Source organism: Streptomyces sp. NPDC055103 (assembly GCF_053607625.1).
Map to the genome: position 1 here is coordinate 72,676 of NZ_JBSGTX010000025.1, position 16,140 is coordinate 88,815.

Below are 16,140 nucleotides of genomic sequence, written 5' to 3' on the forward strand. Positions count from 1 at the left end.
AGCTCGTACGGGACGGTTCGTGCGAGGTGGGTGGGGCTCAGGCCGAGGGCATCCGGCCGGCCGTGAGCCGGTCACCGATGGCCCGCAGCCCGGCGAGGTCGTGCACATCGCCGGGCAGGGCGGCCACTTCGGCCACCGCCACCTCGGGGTGGAGTGCGGTGAAGCGGTCCCGCGTGCGCTGCTCACGCGCGAGCACCCGCATGCGCTCGGCATGCAGGCGCAGAAGTCCCGCAGTGAGATGTCGTACGTCCACGTCGTTCACGTCGTCGACGTCTGGGTGTTGTGCGGCCGGTTCGGCTGTGGGGGCAGCCTCGGGTACGGAAGGAACGGCGGCGGCGGTGGTGGCGAGGTCTGACAGCTCGGGCGACGTGGCCGGGGAGCCACTCCGTCGAGTCTTCCCGTCCCCCCGATCCGTCATGCGCCCCTCGTCAAGATTTTCCGCGGCGGCCCGCGCCCTCTCGGCCGAGAGGCCGGCAGCCCCGCTGCCGTGGACGCGGTTGAGGACGAGACCGGCCAGCGGCATCTCCTCCGCCGCGAGCCGCTCCACGAAGTACGCGGCCTCGCGCAGCGCGTCCCGCTCCGGCGTGGCGACGACGAGGAAGGCCGTGCCCGGGGCCTGGAGCAGTCGGTACGTGGCGTCGGCGCGGGTCCGGAAGCCGCCGAACATCGTGTCCATCGCCGCCACGAAGGTCTGCACGTCCTTGAGGAACTGACCCCCGAGCAGCTTCCCGAGTGTCCCCGTCATCATCGACATGCCGACGTTGAGGAACTTCATGCCGGCCCGGCCGCCCACCTTCGCCGGGGCCATGAGCAGCTTGATGAACTTCCCGTCGAGGAAGGACCCCAGCCGCTTCGGCGCGTCCAGGAAGTCCAGGGCGGAACGGGACGGCGGCGTGTCGACCACGATCAGGTCCCACTCGTCGCGCGCCCGGAGCTGGCCCAGCTTCTCCATCGCCATGTACTCCTGCGTACCGGCGAATCCGGCCGACAGGGACTGGTAGAAGGGGTTGTCCAGAATCGCCCGCGCCCGCTCGGGATCCGCGTGCGCCTCGACGATCTCGTCGAAGGTCCGCTTCATGTCCAGCATCATCGCGTGCAGTTCGCCGCCGTCGGAACCCTTGATTCCGTCGACCTTGCGCGGGGTGTTGTCCAGCGAGTCGATGCCCATCGACTGCGCGAGCCGCCGCGCCGGGTCGATGGTGAGGACGACGACCCGTCGGCCGCGCTCCGCCGCCCGTACGCCGAGGGCCGCCGCCGTGGTCGTCTTGCCGACCCCGCCCGCGCCGCAGCAGACGATGATGCGGGTGCCGCGGTCGTCGATGAGCGGGTCGAGCTCCAGGACGGGGACCGCGTCGAGCCCGGTCGCGTCGGTCCCGGTCCCGGACGCGTCGAGCCCGGCCGGGGCGAGGCCGGTCGCGTCGGTCCCGGTCGCGGTCGTGTTGAGGCCGGGCGTGCCGAGCTCGGGCGTGTCGAGGCCGGTCGCGTCGGTCCCGGTCGTGTCGGGCCCGGTCGTGTCGGGCCCGGTCGTGCCGGTGCCGCTCGTGGCCGTGGCTTCGGTGGTCGCTTCTGCCGTCGCCTTCTCCGTCACGCGCCCACCCCTTGCTTCCGCAGTTCCTTCGCCAGCCGGTAGAGCCCCGCGATGTCCCCGCCGTCCCCGAGGAAGGGGAGTTCGTACGCGGGCACGCCGACGCCGTCCAGGACCGCCCGCTGCTCCCGCTCCAGCTCGACCCGCCGGGCGTGCTCGGCCGCCTGGTCGAGGAGCGGGTCGACGAGACGCGTGCCGCCCGTGACGCCTACGGAGGCCAGGCTCCGCGCGATCGCGTCCCGGTGGTCGCCGGAGGCGGCCCGTACCGCCGCCTCGTCGAGGACGTGCGGCCGGACCATGTTCACCACGACCCGCCCCACCGGCAGTTCGGCCGCGCGGAGCTCCGCGATGCCGTCCGCCGTCTCCTGGACCGGCATCTCCTCCAGGAGGGTCACCAGATGGACCGCCGTCTCGGGCGACTTGAGGACCCGCATGACGGCCTGCGCCTGGTTGTATATCGGGCCGATCCTCGCCAGGCCCGCCACCTCGTCGTTGACGTTGAGGAAGCGGGTGATGCGGCCGGTGGGCGGCGCGTCCATGACCACGTGGTCGTAGGTGTGCCCGCCGTGCTTCTCGCGCCGCTTGACCGCCTCGCACGCCTTGCCGGTCAGCAGGACGTCCCGTACCCCCGGGGCTATCGTCGTCGCGAAGTCGATCGCCCCGAGTTTCTTCAGGGCCCGCCCCGCGCTGCCCAGTTTGTAGAACATCTGGAGGTAGTCGAGGAGCGCGCGCTCGGCGTCGATCGCCAGCGCGTACACCTCCCCGCCGCCCGGCGCGACGGCGATCTTGCGTTCCTCGTACGGAAGCGCTTCCGTCTCGAAGAGCTGTGCGATGCCCTGTCTGCCTTCGACCTCGACGAGGAGGGTGCGTTTGCCCTCCGTCGCGAGGGCGAGCGCGAGGGCGGCGGCGACCGTCGTCTTACCGGTACCGCCCTTGCCGCTGACGACCTGGAGCCTGCTCACGCTGTCGAGCCTAACCACTGGCGGCGGCGCCCAATCAGGAGGCCGCCCCATGGCAGCGGATACAGTCGGCCCCATGACCAAGTGGGAGTACGTCACCGTGCCGCTTCTGGTGCACGCGACGAAGCAGATTCTGGACACCTGGGGCGAGGACGGCTGGGAGCTCGTCCAGGTCGTGCCCGGGCCGAACAACCCCGAGCAGCTCGTGGCCTACCTCAAGCGGGCCAAGTCGTGAGCGGGGCCGTCGAGGCGAGGCTCGCCGAGCTCGGCCTGACCCTGCCGGAGGTCGTGCCCCCGCTGGCCGCGTACCAGCCGGCCGTGCAGTCGGGCGTGTACGTCTACACCTCGGGCCAGCTCCCGATGGTGGGGGGCAAGCTGTCCGTGACCGGCAAGGTCGGCGACGAGGTCACCGCGGAGGAGGCCAAGCAGCTCGCGGCCACCTGCGCGCTGAACGCCCTCGCGGCCGTGAAGTCGGTCGCCGGTGACCTGGACCGGATCAAGCGGGTCGTGAAGGTCGTGGGCTTCGTCGCCTCCGCCTCCGACTTCACCGGGCAGCCGGGCGTCATCAACGGCGCCAGCGAGCTGCTCGGCGCGGTCCTCGGCGACAAGGGCGTGCACGCGCGCAGCGCCGTCGGCGTGGCCGTGCTGCCGCTCGACGCGCCGGTCGAGGTCGAGGTCCAGGTGGAGCTCGTCGAGGCCTGACCTCCCCCTGTCGGTGAAGAGCCGGTTCCGGCGCGCGAGTCCTTCGTGCGAGGGAACCGGCTCTCTTGCGTTCCGGCCGGGCCTTGGCCTTCTGGCCGCTCGCCGGTCTTCCGGCCGGTCCGCAGTCCTCCGGCCGGTTGGCCGCCAGCCGGGCTTCCGGCCCGTCCACGGTCCTCCGGCCCGTCCACGGTCCTCCGGCCCGTCCACGGGCTTCCGGCCGGTCCACGGTCCCTCCGGCCGGTCCACGGTCCTCCGGCCGGTCCACGGTCCTCCGGCCCGTCCACGGTCCTCCGGCCGGTCCAGGCCATTCCGGCCCTCGTGCATTCGCGTGCTTGCGCATAGCATCCGCCCATGTCGAATGCTCAGCCGAACGGTCAGTGGTACCCGCCGGAATGGCCCGACCGCATCCGCGCCCTCGCCGCGGGCGAGCTCACCCCGGTGAGCCCCCGGCGGGCCGCCACCGTGCTCCTCCTGCGGGACGGGGCCGCGGGGCCCGACGTGCACATGCTGCGCCGTCGCACATCGATGGCCTTCGCGGGCGGCGCGTACGCCTACCCCGGCGGCGGGGTCGATCCGCGCGACGAGCAGCCGGTGCGCTGGGCGGGGCCCTCCCTCGGCGTCTGGGCCGAGCGGCTCGGGTTCGACGCGGGCGAGGCCGCCCAGGCCCAGGCCGTGGTCTGCGCCGCCGTGCGCGAGACGTACGAGGAGGCGGGCGTCCTGCTCGCCGGGGAGACCGCGGACACCGTCGTCGGCGACACCACCGGCGAGGACTGGGAGCGGGACCGGGAAGCGCTCGTCGCCCGGGAGCTGTCCTTCGCCGACTTCCTCGACCGGCGCGGGCTCGTCCTGCGCTCGGACCTGCTCGGCGCGTGGGCCCGCTGGATCACGCCGGAGTTCGAGCAGCGGCGGTACGACACGTGGTTCTTCGTGGCCGCGCTCCCGGCCGGGCAGCGCACCCGGAACGCCTCCACGGAGGCCGACCGCACGGTCTGGATCCGCCCGGCGGAGGCCGCGGCCGGCTACGACCGCGGCGAGCTGACGATGATGCCGCCGACGATCTCGACCCTGCGCACCCTGGAGCCGTACGACACGGCCGCGGAGGCGCTGGAGGCGGCCGAGGGCCAGGACCTGGCCCCCGTGCTCGCACAGGCGCGCCTGGAGGGCGACGAGCTGGTCCTGAGCTGGCCGGGGCACGAGGAGTTCACGAAGATCATCCCGGTCGGCGGCGCACGATGAGCGACGCCGCGGCCCTGCCCGGGCAGCCGCGCGGGCTCGTCGTCTCCGGGCCCGCGACCGCCCGCGCGGTGAACGTCCTCGCGCCGAACGCGTCCGCGATGACCCTCGACGGCACCAACACCTGGCTCCTCTCCGAGCCCGGCTCGGACCTCGCCGTCGTCGTCGACCCGGGGCCGCTCGACGAGGGCCATCTGCGTCATGTCGTCGAGACGGCGGAGAAGCTCGGCAAGCGCGTCGCGCTCACCCTGCTCACCCACGGGCACCCGGACCACGCGGAGGGTGCGGGCCGCTTCGCCGAGCTGACCCGGACCGCCGTACGGGCGCTCGACCCCGCGCTGCGGCTGGGCGACGAGGGGCTCGGCGCGGGGGACGTGGTGACGGTCGGCGGTCTGGAGCTGCGGGTCGTCCCGACGCCCGGGCACACGTCGGACTCGCTCTCCTTCCACCTGCCCGCCGACCGGGCGGTCCTGACGGGGGACACGATCCTGGGGCGCGGCACGACGATGGTCGCGCATCCGGACGGGCGGCTCGGCGACTACCTGGACTCGCTGCGGCGGCTGCGCTCGCTCACCGTCGACGACGGGGTGCACACGGTCCTGCCGGGGCACGGGCCGGTCCTGGAGGACGCGCAGGGGGCCGTGGAGTTCTATCTGGCGCACCGGGCCGGCCGGCTCGCCCAGGTCGAGACGGCGGTCGAGCGCGGCCACCGGACGGCGGCGGAGGTCGTCGCGCACGTGTACGCGGACGTGGACCGCTCGCTGTGGCCGGCGGCGGAGCTGTCCGTACGGGCGCAGCTGGAGTACCTGCGGGAGCACGGCGCGATCTGACCGCTGGGGGCTCGGGAGCGAGCTCTGGGGGCTCAGGGGTGGAGCTCCGGGGTCTGGGGGCAGGCTCAAAGGGCCCGGGGGCCGGGGGCAAGGCTCGACCCGGAGCGGGCTCCGGGTTCGGCAGCGGAACCCGTGGTGGTTTTGCCGGGGCCCGGCATGGTCCAGGGGACACGCCATGCTTTACGGTCCCTTTGCATCAGTATCAGCAGGTAGTCGTTTCATCGGGGGGATTCTCGTGCTCGTGCTGTCCATTCTTCTGCTCATCGCGGCAGGGGTGCTCTTCGTCGTGGGGCGGTCCATGGACCGCGCCCCCTTGCGTCTCGGCGCGCTGGGCGCCCTGATCGCCGCTCTCCTCGCCGGCGTCACCAGCATCGTCCACGTGGTCGGCGCGTACGAGGTCGGTGTGCCGGTGACCTTCGGCAAGGTGGGTTCGCCCATGACGCCCGGTGTGAACGTGATCTCGCCGTTCACGACGGTCACCACCTTCTCCACCCGCCCGGTCGACCTGAACCTCTCCGACCGGGACGTGGTCGAGGTGCGTTCCTCGCAGGGCGGCGTGATGGAGGTCGAGGTGACGGTGAAGTGGGCCGTCGCGCCGACCAAGGCCGTGGAGCTGTACCGGCTCGCCGGCAGCGAGGCCGCCATCCAGCAGCGGCTGGTCTTCCCGGACAGCCGGGAGATCATCCGTAATGTCTTCGCCCGTCACACGAGCGAAGAGGGCTACAGCTCCGCCCGCGAGAAGATCAACGCCGAGATCGGCGCACTGGTCAAGGAGCGGCTCGCCCCGCGCGGCATCGACGTGACCACGGTCAACCTGCGCAACGTGAAGCCGTCGAAGGCGCTGCAGGACCAGATCGACCGCAAGATCCAGCAGCAGCAGGCGACCGAGCGCGCCCTTGAGGCCGCCCGTACCGCCCAGGCCGAGTCCGACCGGCGCCGGATCGAGGCGGAGGGCATCGCCCGCGCCAACAAGATCCTCAACGACTCGCTGACGGACAAGGTCCTCATGAACCAGTGCATCGACGCGTTCAAGGAGGCCGCGGCCAAGAACGCGATCTACACCGTGCCCTGCGCGAACGGCAGCTCGGCCCCGGTGATCGTGGACGGCTCGAAGCGCTGACCGCACCCGTACTCGCGTACGTAACGAAAGGCCGCCCCGGTCCGACGACCGGGGCGGCCTTTCGTGCACGTACGGAGGTGCCTACCGCGAGCGCTTCGCGAGGCGCTCCACGTCCAGCAGGATCACGGCGCGGGCTTCCAGGCGCAGCCAGCCGCGCTGGGCGAAGTCGGCCAGGGCCTTGTTGACCGTCTCGCGGGAGGCGCCGACCAGCTGGGCCAGCTCCTCCTGGGTGAGGTCGTGGACGACGTGGATGCCCTCCTCCGACTGCACGCCGAAGCGGCGCGACAGGTCGAGGAGCGCGCGGGCGACACGGCCCGGCACGTCGGAGAAGACCAGGTCGGACATCTGGTCGTTGGTCTTGCGCAGCCGGCGGGCGACCGCGCGGAGCAGCGCGGTGGCCACCTCGGGGCGGGCGTTCAGCCAGGGCTGGAGGTCGCCGTGGCCGAGGCCGAGCAGCTTGACCTCGGTCAGCGCCGTCGCCGTCGCCGTGCGCGGGCCCGGGTCGAAGAGGGACAGCTCACCGATGAGCTCGCCGGGGCCGAGGACCGCCAGCATGTTCTCCCGGCCGTCGGGGGAGGTGCGGTGCAGCTTCACCTTGCCTTCGGTGACCACGTACAGGCGGTCACCGGGGTCGCCTTCGTGGAACAGCGCGTCGCCACGGGCGAGCGTCGCCTCACTCATCGAGGCGCGCAGCTCGGCGGCCTGCTCGTCATCGAGCGCCGCGAAGAGCGGGGCGCGCCGCAGAACGTCGTCCACGAGTTCTCTCCATACTGTCGACCTGCTCAAAGGACCTGGGTCCCATGATGCCGGACGCACAAAACAGTGCGATCAATCACAACAAGTTTGACGTACTTGGCTACCCGTGCGTACGGCAGGGGCCCGATTGGGCTCCGATCGGCCATGCCCGGGGCGGATGTCGGTGGCGGCCCCTAGGCTGGCCGGGTGTCCAACTCGCCGGTGAGAGCGCAGGCCAAGGGGGCTGAAAGAGTGTCGGCCGAAGGTAATTCCGCTGTGGGCGAACACGGCGTGTCGAAACGGGTGAAAGCCTCAAATCGGAAGGTCGCGGCCTCCAAGTCGGCCCCGCCGGCCGCCTCGGCCAAGCCCGCCGAGCTCGCGTCGGTGAAGCCCGCCAAGACTGCGCCGGTGAAGCCCGCCAAGCCCGTGTCTGCCGGCTCGGTCAAGCCCGCCAAGCCCGAGTCGCGGCTCGCGATGGTCCGGCGGGCGCGGAAGATCAACCGCGAGCTGGCCGAGGTCTTCCCGTACGCCCATCCGGAGCTCGACTTCCGGAACCCCTTCGAGCTGCTCGTCGCCACGGTCCTCTCCGCGCAGACCACCGACCTGCGGGTCAACCAGACCACCCCCGCCCTCTTCGCGAAGTACCCCACGCCCGAGGACCTCGCGGCCGCCGTGCCCGAGGAGGTCGAGGAGCTGATCCGTCCGACCGGCTTCTTCCGGGCGAAGACCAGGTCGATCATGGGCCTGGCCGCCGCCCTGCGGGACGACTTCGGGGGAGAGGTCCCCGGCCGCCTGGACGACCTCGTCAAGCTCCCCGGCGTCGGCCGCAAGACCGCGTTCGTCGTCCTCGGCAACGCCTTCGGGGTCCCCGGCATCACCGTCGACACCCACTTCATGCGGCTCGTCCGGCGCTGGAAGTGGACCGAGCAGGAGGACCCGGTCAAGATCGAGGCGGAGATCGCCGAGATCTTCCCGAAGAGCGAGTGGACCATGCTCTCGCACCGGGTGATCTTCCACGGCCGCCGGATCTGCCACGCCCGCAAGCCCGCCTGCGGCGCCTGCCCGATCACCCATCTCTGCCCCTCGTACGGCGAGGGCGAGACGGACCCGGAGAAGGCGAAGAAGCTGCTCAAGTACGAGATGGGCGGCTTCCCGGGCCAGCGGCTCGACCCGCCGCCGGGCTACCCGGGCCGCCCCGCGCCCCCGCTGGGCGCGAGTGGCTGAGATCGACCCTCAGGGCCGAGAGGGCCGAGAGGGCCGAGAGGACCGGAGGGCAGGCCGGGAGGACCGAGAGGGCCGGCCGAGCCGCCGGGAACGAACCCGTCCACCGATCGCGTTGTGAAACACGGGGTGCCTATGACGCGCACTGACGAAGACATCCAAGAGGGCCACGGCCCCGGCACCGGCACCGGCGGCCTGCTCGACCGGTCCGGGCTGCCCGGCTGGCTCGGCCCCGTCGACCGGGCCGCCCGCACGGTCGCGCCCGAGCAGCTGAGCCGCTTCCTGCCGCCCGCGAGCGGCGCCGGCCGGCAGTCCGCCGTCCTCGTCCTCTTCGGCGAGGGCGAGCGCGGGCCCGAGCTGCTGCTCATGGAGCGCGCCGGCAGCCTGCGCTCGCACGCCGGCCAGCCCTCCTTCCCCGGCGGCGCCCTCGACCCCGAGGACGGCGACCCGGCGGACGGCGGTCTGCTGCGCGCCGCCCTGCGGGAGGCCCAGGAGGAGACCGGGCTCGACCCGGCGGGTGTCCAGATCTTCGGCGTGCTGCCGAGGCTCTACATCCCGGTCAGCGGCTTCGTCGTCACCCCCGTCCTCGGCTGGTGGCGCGCCCCGAGCCCGGTCGGGGTCGTCGACCCCGGCGAGACCGCCCGTGTCTTCACCGTGCCCGTGGCGGATCTCACGGATCCCGCGAACCGCGCGACGGCCGTCCACCCGAGCGGCCACCAGGGCCCCGCGTTCCTCGTCGAGTCCGCCCTGGTCTGGGGTTTTACGGCCGGCGTGATCGATCGACTACTGCACTACGCCGGCTGGGAGCGCCCCTGGGACCGGGCCAAGCAGGTCCCGCTCGACTGGCGCTCATGACAGGCTGACCTCGGGCGACCGAAACGAATTTGCGAGGCTAACGACGGTGAACGTGCTGGACATCTTGTTGCTGCTCGCCGCCGTGTGGTTCGCCGTCATCGGATATCGCCAGGGATTCGTCGTCGGCATCCTGTCGGTGATCGGGTTCCTCGGCGGCGGTCTCGTCGCCGTTCTGCTGCTCCCGGTCCTCTGGGACCAGCTGACCGACAACAGCGAGGTCTCCACCACGGCGACGATCGTCTTCGTGATGGTGGTCATCGTCTGCGCCTCGGTCGGCCAGGCGTTCACCACCCACCTCGGCAACAAGCTGCGGCGGCACATCACCTGGTCACCGGTGCGCGCCCTGGACGCCACCGGCGGCGCGCTGGTCAACGTCGTCGCGATGCTGCTGGTGGCCTGGCTCATCGGCTCCGCCCTCGCCCAGACCTCGCTGCCCACCCTGGGCAAGGAGGTGCGGAACTCCAAGGTCCTGCTCGGGGTCGAGCAGGTGATGCCCGATCAGGCGTCCGGCTGGTTCGCCGACTTCAGCTCCACCCTGGCCCGCAGCGGCTTCCCGCCGGTCTTCAGCCCCTTCGCCAACGAGCCGATCACCCAGGTCACACCGCCCGACCCGGCGCTCGCCGACAGCCCGGTCGCCGCCCGCGCCCAGCGTTCCATCGTGAAGGTCGTCGGCACCGCGCAGAGCTGCGGCAAGGTCTTCGAGGGCACCGGCTTCGTCTTCGCCGACCGCCGGGTCATGACCAACGCCCATGTCGTCGGCGGGGTCGACGAGCCGACCGTCCAGATAGGCGGCGAGGGCAAGCTCTACGACGCCAAGGTCGTCCTCTACGACTGGCAGCGCGACATCGCCGTCCTGGACGTGCCGGCCCTCAAGGCCGAGCCGCTGACCTTCACCGAGGACGACGCCCGCAGCGGCGACGGCGCGATCGTCGCCGGCTTCCCGGAGAACGGCTCGTACGACGTGCGCTCGGCGCGCGTCCGGGGCCGTATCAGCGCCAAGGGCCCCGACATCTACCAGCGGGACGAGGTGCGCCGGGACGTGTACTCGCTGTACACGACGGTCCGCCAGGGCAACTCCGGCGGCCCGCTCCTCACCGAGGACGGCGAGGTGTACGGCGTGATCTTCGCCCGCTCCCTCGACGACGTGAACACGGGCTACGCCCTGACGGTCGACGAGATCCGCGGGGACATCGAGCGCGGCCGGACCGCGGTCCAGCAGGTCGACACGCAGGCCTGCGCGCTGTAGTCCCCGCCGACACCCGCCGGGCACCCACCCCCCCTAGGGGGTATCGCGTGGATGCCGGAGGCGCGCCGAGACCCAGCGGGCCCGGCGGCGCAGAATGCGCGAGATCCCTATTCCTTGCACGGCGTGCGCGTGGCCCTGGTCCTGCGGGCCACCCCTCTCTCGGGAGCCCGGCCCAGCGGCCGAGCGGCGGTTGCGTGCTGTGTCACCGTAGTCGTGCGTCCAGCCCATACCTCGACGTCTGCCCGTGCCCCAAGGTCGGTAATCGCCCGGGGGCCCGCCAATCGGAGTATGCGCCGGGCACATGGCCGTTCGACGGATGCCTGTGCGTCAGAAGACCGGGCGGGCGGCTGCGCAGACGGTGCGTCAGCGGTCGGGTTCGGGGTCCTTCAGCCAGTTGACGAGCTCCGTGGAGAAGGCCACCGGGTCCTCCTCGTGCGGGAAGTGACCGAGCCCGTCGAAGAGCCGCCAACGGTACGGCGCCTCCACGTACTCGCCCGATCCGGCCGCGCTGCGGGTCCGCATCACCGGGTCCATGGAGCCGTGGAGGTGCAGCGTCGGCACGCGTACGGGCCGCTTCATGCGCCGGTTGAACTGGATGCCGTCCGGGCGGGCCAGGGAGCGCACCATCCAGCGGTACGGCTCGATCGAGCAGTGTGCCGTCGACGGCACCAGCATCGCCCGCCGGTAGACCTCGACGGCCTCCTCGTCGGCGGGGCACGGCCCCGACCAGTCCTGGATGAGCTCCCCGACGAGCGCCGCGTCGTCCGCGACGAGCCGGCGCTCCGGGAGCCACGGCCGCTGGAAGCCCCAGATGTGCGAGCCGGCCCGCGACTGCGAGAAGTCGGCGAGCATCGCCGAGCGCCAGCGGCGCGGGTGCGGCATCGAGGAGACGGCCAGCCGGCGCACCAGCTTGGGCCGCATCACGGCCGCCGTCCAGGCGAGGTAGCCGCCCAGGTCGTGGCCGACGAGCGCCGCGTCCGGCTCCCCGAGGGAGCGGATCACGCCGGTGATGTCGAGGGCCAGGTTGGCGGGGTCGTAACCCCGGGGTGTGCGGTCGCTGCCGCCCACCCCGCGCAGGTCCATCGCGACGGCCCGGAACCCCGCGTCGGCGAGTGCCGGGAGCTGGTGGCGCCAGGTCCACCAGAACTGCGGGAAGCCGTGCAGGAGCAGCACCAGCGGGCCGTCGCCCATCTCGGCGATGTGGAAGCGGGCGCCGTTGGCGGCCACGTCGCGATGGGTCCACGGCCCGTCGAGCCGGACGGGCCCGCCGTTGCCGCTGCTGCTCTCGGGGAGGGTCATACGGACGAGCGTGCCACAGCGGAGGCCTTCTCCAGCGCGGGGCGCTGCTCCGGGCGGGGGTGCGGCTTCGCGTTCTGCATGATCGCGGCGGTCTGCTTGGCGGAGGCGATGGACCTCTCCGGCGGCTTGACCTTCTTGAACTTGGCGTACGCCAGGAGGCCGAGGAGCCCCGCGAGCAGCACGTTCGCCGTGAAGGACAGCAGGAAGCACCAGACGAGGTTCCAGCCCCCGTTGCCGTTGTGCCCGCCGGTCCAGGTGTTGATGGCGTACGCGAGCGCGAAGCTCAGCATCGGCAGCGAGAACAGCAGCACCACGCCGGCGGCGATGCCCGCGGCGCTGCCGATCGCGCCGCGCTTGACGTCCTGCCTGACCTCGGCCTTGGCCAGGGCGATCTCGTCGTGCACCAGCGCGGACATCTCGGCGGTCGCCGAGGCGACCAGCTGGCCGAGGCTGCGCTCGGTTCCGTCGAACGGGTCGCTCATCGCTGCTCCCTCTTCTCTTCTGCGGTCCGAGGTCCTCATCTACGGTGCGAGTCCTCTTCTGCGGTCCGACTTCTGCGGTCCGCCTCAGATCATGCCGGACGGTCGGCCCCGTCGCGCGATGCCCCCGCCGCTCGGGCGCGCTCGCGGTGCTCGGCGGCCTTCCGCTCGTAGATCTCGGCCATGCGCGCGTGGTACTCCGGGTTGTCCTGCTCGTAGATGTCGGGGATGCCGTCCTGGTCCTCGTCGCGCTCCTCTTCGGCGATGAGCGCCTGGTACTTGCGGACCCGGAGCTTCAGCAGGACGGAGGCGAAGACGGCCGCGATGAGGGAGCCGATGAGGACAGCGGCCTTCACCTCGTCGGTGAGTGCGGCGTCGCCGGCGAAGGCGAGTTCGCCGATGAGCAGCGAGACGGTGAAGCCGATCCCGGCGAGGGAGGCGACGGCGAAGACGTCCGGCCAGGTCAGTTCGGGGTTGAGCTCGGCCCTGGTGAAGCGGGCGGCGAGCCAGGTGCCGCCGAAGATGCCGACGGCCTTGCCGACGACGAGACCGAGGACGACGCCGAGGGTGACCGGCTGGGTGAAGACGTCGCCGATCGCCCCGCCGGAGACGCTGACACCGGCGGAGAAGAGCGCGAACAGCGGTACGGCGAGGCCGGCCGAGAGGGGTCGTACGAGGTGCTCGATGTGCTCGCCGGGGGAGTGCTTCTCACCCTCGCGGGTGGTGCAGCGCAGCATCAGGCCCATCGCGACGCCGGCGATGGTGGAGTGGACGCCGCTGTTGTACATCAGGGCCCAGATGACGAGGGCCAGCGGGACGTACACGTACCAGCCGCGGACGTTCTGGCGGAGGAGGACCCAGAAGAGGACGAGTCCGGCGACGGCGCCGCCGAGCGCGGCGAAGTTCAGGTCGCTGGTGAAGAAGACCGCGATGATCAGGATCGCGAAGAGGTCGTCGACGACGGCGAGGGTGAGCAGGAAGGCGCGCAGCGCGGACGGCAGCGAGGTGCCGATGACGGCGAGGACGGCGAGCGCGAAGGCGATGTCGGTCGCGGTGGGCACGGCCCAGCCGTCCATCGAGCCGTTGCCGATGGTGTTGACCAGGGCGTACACGAGGGCGGGCGCGGCCATGCCGCAGATCGCGGCGATGACGGGGAGCGCGGCGGCCTTGGGGTCGCGCAGCTCGCCCGCGACGAGCTCGCGCTTGAGCTCGATGCCGGCGACGAAGAAGAAGAGCGCGAGGAGGCCGTCGGCCGCCCAGTGCTGGATCGACAGGTCGAGACCGAGGGAGGCAGGGCCTATGTGGAAGTTCTGTACGGATTTGTAGCTCTCGGCCGCGGGGGTGTTGGCCCAGACGAGGGCGGCGACGGCGGCGAGGAGGAGCAGCACGCCGCCCACGGTCTCGGTGCGCAGGGCGTCGGCGAGGTAGCGCCGCTCGGGCAGGGAGAGCCGGCCGAGGAACTTGCGGTCGGTGGGTGTGGGCGGGGGTGTGGTGGGGGTGGGCGTGGGTGCGGACACGTGGGAGACCTCCGTCGGGCGGGCAGGGCGAAGCACATGCCGACCAGACTTCCCGGCGCACCTAGATCTTTCTGTCGCGTCCTTGACGCGGTCCTTACTTTACCTAACGAGCGCGAGGTGTGTCCGGCGGGATTCACTTTATGGACATACGGCTGGTTCGTCCCGTCGACGTCCGGCGCCGGACGAGGCGAACGCCCGCCCCCTGACCGCTGGGGCGGGCGTTCGCCTCGTACCGCTGTGGCGACTCAGTCCTCGCTGGACGTGGTCGGCAGCTGGGTCTGGATGAGCGACATGACCGAGGAGTCGGTGAGCGTCGTGACGTCGCCCAGCTCCCTGTTCTCCGCCACGTCGCGCAGCAGACGCCGCATGATCTTGCCCGAGCGGGTCTTCGGCAGCTCCGCGACCGGCAGGACCCGCTTCGGCTTGGCGATCGGGCCGAGGGTCGCGCCGACGTGGTTCCGCAGGTCGGCGACGAGGTTTTCGTCCTGACTCGCCGTGCCGCGCAGGATCACGAAGGCGACGATGGCCTGGCCGGTGGTCTCGTCGGCGGCGCCGACGACGGCCGCCTCGGCCACGGCCGGGTGGGAGACGAGCGCCGACTCGACCTCGGTGGTCGAGATGTTGTGCCCCGAGACGAGCATGACGTCGTCGACCCGGCCGAGCAGCCAGATGTCGCCGTCCTCGTCCTTCTTGGCGCCGTCACCGGCGAAGTACTTGCCCTCGAAGCGGGACCAGTACGTGTCGATGTACCGCTGGTCGTCGCCCCAGATCGTGCGGAGCATCGACGGCCACGGCTCGGTGAGGACCAGGTAGCCGCCGCCCCCGTCCGGCACCTCGTTCGCCTCGTCGTCGACGACGGTCGCGGCGATGCCGGGCAGTGCGCGCTGGGCGGAGCCCGGCTTGGTCTCGGTGACGCCCGGCAGCGGCGAGATCATCATCGCGCCGGTCTCGGTCTGCCACCAGGTGTCCACGATCGGGCACTTGTCGGCGCCGATGTGCTCGCGGTACCAGACCCAGGCCTCGGGGTTGATCGGCTCGCCGACCGAGCCCAGCACCCGCAGGCTGGACAGGTCGAACTTCGCGGGGATGTCGTCGCCCCACTTCATGAACGTGCGGATCAGCGTCGGCGCCGTGTAGAGGATCGTGACGCCGTACTTCTGCACGATCTCGAAGACCCGGCCCTGGTGCGGGGTGTCCGGGGTGCCCTCGTACATGACCTGCGTCGCGCCGTTGGCCAGCGGGCCGTAGACGATGTACGAGTGCCCGGTGACCCAGCCGATGTCGGCGGTGCACCAGTAGACGTCGGACTCCGGCTTCAGGTCGAAGACGGCGTGGTGCGTGTACGCGGCCTGGGTGAGGTAGCCGCCGGAGGTGTGCAGGATGCCCTTCGGCTTACCCGTGGTGCCGGAGGTGTAGAGGATGAAGAGCGGGTGCTCCGCCTCGAACGCCTCCGGGGTGTGCTCGGCGGACTGGCGGGCGACGATGTCGTCCCACCACACGTCGCGGCCCTCGGTGAAGGCGGTCTCCTGGCCCGTGCGGCGGACCACGAGGACGTGCTCGACCTGCGGGCACTTGGCGACGGCCTCGTCGATGGCCGGCTTCAGCGCGCTGGGCTTGCCGCGGCGGTAGCCGCCGTCGGCGGTGATGACCAGCTTGGCGTCGGCGTCCTGGATGCGGGAGGCCACGGCGTCGGCCGAGAAGCCGCCGAAGACCACCGAGTGGGCGGCGCCGACGCGGGCGCAGGCCAGCATCGCGACGGCCGCCTCGGGGATCATCGGCAGGTAGACGGCGACCCGGTCGCCCTTGCGTACGCCCAGCTCGGTCAGGGCGTTGGCGGCCCGCGAGACCTCGTCCTTGAGCTCGGCGTAGGTGATGGCGCGGCTGTCGCCCGGCTCGCCCTCGAAGTGGATGGCGACCCGGTCGCCGTGACCGGCCTCGACGTGCCGGTCGACGCAGTTGTACGCCACGTTCAGCTCGCCGTCCGCGAACCACTTGGCGAACGGCGGGTTCGACCAGTCGAGCGTCTCGGTCGGCTCGGTGGCCCAGGTCAGGCGCTTGGCCTGCTCGGCCCAGAAGCCCAGCCTGTCCGCCTTGGCCTGCTCGTACGCCTCCGCCGTCACATTGGCGTCCGCGGCCAGCTCGGCGGGCGGCGCGAACCGCCGCTCTTCCTTGAGCAGGTTGGCCAAGGATTCGTTGCTCACGACATCTCCCTTTCCCAGGGCGTCCTCTGTGCGTATGTGTCCCGCGTCATACCTCACCAGTCAGATGCCCGGGTGACAAGAGCAACCAGGAAATTGGTTTAGACCTGTGAGGTGTGCAACGTGCGGTGGCCCCTCCTTCCCGAGCGGCGGGAGAAGGG

General features: G+C 71.7%; 16 protein-coding genes. 8 read left to right on the forward strand and 8 right to left on the reverse strand.

Annotated features, from left to right (window positions below; translation table 11 throughout):
- Positions 1–37: 37 nt before the first annotated feature.
- A complete protein-coding gene (locus ACWFR1_RS17955; RefSeq protein WP_453552216.1) occupies positions 38–1,339 on the reverse strand; it encodes an ArsA family ATPase in 1,302 nt (433 codons plus the stop codon).
- Positions 1,340–1,584: 245 nt separating this feature from the next.
- Complete coding sequence (locus tag ACWFR1_RS17960) at positions 1,585–2,547, reverse strand: ArsA family ATPase (RefSeq protein ID WP_453552163.1); 963 nt, start codon at positions 2,545–2,547, stop codon at positions 1,585–1,587.
- 73 nt (positions 2,548–2,620) lie between these two features.
- Between ACWFR1_RS17960 and ACWFR1_RS17965 the strand changes: the two genes are divergently transcribed.
- From ACWFR1_RS17965 to ACWFR1_RS17985, 5 genes are all read left to right on the forward strand, one after another.
- Positions 2,621–2,779, forward strand: coding sequence for a DUF4177 domain-containing protein (locus ACWFR1_RS17965; RefSeq protein WP_015034547.1), 159 nt, complete (start codon positions 2,621–2,623; stop codon positions 2,777–2,779).
- The gene (locus tag ACWFR1_RS17970) at positions 2,776–3,246 is read left to right on the forward strand and encodes a RidA family protein (RefSeq protein ID WP_125747240.1); all 471 of its coding nucleotides are present in this window, start codon (positions 2,776–2,778) and stop codon (positions 3,244–3,246) included. The genes ACWFR1_RS17965 and ACWFR1_RS17970 overlap by 4 nt, the downstream gene beginning before the upstream one ends.
- Before the next feature lie 351 nt (positions 3,247–3,597).
- Positions 3,598–4,482, forward strand: a complete 885-nt coding sequence (locus ACWFR1_RS17975) for an NUDIX hydrolase (RefSeq protein ID WP_453552165.1) — start codon at positions 3,598–3,600, stop codon at positions 4,480–4,482.
- Positions 4,479–5,309 (forward strand): MBL fold metallo-hydrolase, encoded by an 831-nt coding sequence (locus ACWFR1_RS17980; RefSeq protein WP_453552167.1) that lies wholly within the window; start codon positions 4,479–4,481, stop codon positions 5,307–5,309. The genes ACWFR1_RS17975 and ACWFR1_RS17980 overlap by 4 nt, the downstream gene beginning before the upstream one ends.
- Before the next feature lie 241 nt (positions 5,310–5,550).
- Positions 5,551–6,429: a prohibitin family protein gene (locus tag ACWFR1_RS17985; protein ID WP_453552169.1), complete on the forward strand. Its 879-nt coding sequence runs from the start codon at positions 5,551–5,553 to the stop codon at positions 6,427–6,429.
- Between the two features lie 81 nt (positions 6,430–6,510).
- Here the strand turns inward: ACWFR1_RS17985 and ACWFR1_RS17990 are convergent, their stop codons facing one another.
- The gene (locus ACWFR1_RS17990) at positions 6,511–7,185 is read right to left on the reverse strand and encodes a Crp/Fnr family transcriptional regulator (RefSeq protein ID WP_015034542.1); all 675 of its coding nucleotides are present in this window, start codon (positions 7,183–7,185) and stop codon (positions 6,511–6,513) included.
- A 282-nt stretch (positions 7,186–7,467) separates the two neighbouring features.
- Here ACWFR1_RS17990 and nth point away from each other — a divergent pair, with 282 nt between their 5' ends.
- The 3 genes from nth to ACWFR1_RS18005 all read left to right on the forward strand — a co-directional run bounded on the left by nth (position 7,468) and on the right by ACWFR1_RS18005 (position 10,486).
- Positions 7,468–8,388, forward strand: coding sequence for an endonuclease III (gene nth / locus ACWFR1_RS17995; protein ID WP_453552171.1), 921 nt, complete (start codon positions 7,468–7,470; stop codon positions 8,386–8,388).
- A gap of 132 nt (positions 8,389–8,520) precedes the next feature.
- The gene (locus ACWFR1_RS18000; protein WP_453552173.1) at positions 8,521–9,240 is read left to right on the forward strand and encodes an NUDIX hydrolase; all 720 of its coding nucleotides are present in this window, start codon (positions 8,521–8,523) and stop codon (positions 9,238–9,240) included.
- Between the two features lie 46 nt (positions 9,241–9,286).
- The gene (locus ACWFR1_RS18005; protein ID WP_453552175.1) at positions 9,287–10,486 is read left to right on the forward strand and encodes a MarP family serine protease; all 1,200 of its coding nucleotides are present in this window, start codon (positions 9,287–9,289) and stop codon (positions 10,484–10,486) included.
- Positions 10,487–10,519: 33 nt separating this feature from the next.
- Here the strand turns inward: ACWFR1_RS18005 and ACWFR1_RS18010 are convergent, their stop codons facing one another.
- From ACWFR1_RS18010 to acs, 5 genes are all read right to left on the reverse strand, one after another.
- A complete protein-coding gene (locus tag ACWFR1_RS18010) occupies positions 10,520–10,714 on the reverse strand; it encodes a hypothetical protein (protein ID WP_453552177.1) in 195 nt (64 codons plus the stop codon).
- Positions 10,715–10,849: 135 nt separating this feature from the next.
- Positions 10,850–11,785: an alpha/beta fold hydrolase gene (locus ACWFR1_RS18015; protein ID WP_453552179.1), complete on the reverse strand. Its 936-nt coding sequence runs from the start codon at positions 11,783–11,785 to the stop codon at positions 10,850–10,852.
- On the reverse strand, positions 11,782–12,267 hold the full coding sequence (locus tag ACWFR1_RS18020; protein ID WP_453552181.1) for a phage holin family protein: 486 nt from the start codon (positions 12,265–12,267) through the stop codon (positions 11,782–11,784). Before ACWFR1_RS18020 ends, ACWFR1_RS18015 begins: the two co-directional genes overlap by 4 nt.
- An 89-nt stretch (positions 12,268–12,356) precedes the next feature.
- Positions 12,357–13,781, reverse strand: coding sequence for a Na+/H+ antiporter NhaA (gene nhaA, locus ACWFR1_RS18025; RefSeq protein WP_453552183.1), 1,425 nt, complete (start codon positions 13,779–13,781; stop codon positions 12,357–12,359).
- A gap of 245 nt (positions 13,782–14,026) precedes the next feature.
- Positions 14,027–15,982, reverse strand: a complete 1,956-nt coding sequence (acs, locus tag ACWFR1_RS18030; protein ID WP_453552185.1) for an acetate--CoA ligase — start codon at positions 15,980–15,982, stop codon at positions 14,027–14,029.
- Positions 15,983–16,140 lie beyond the last annotated feature (158 nt).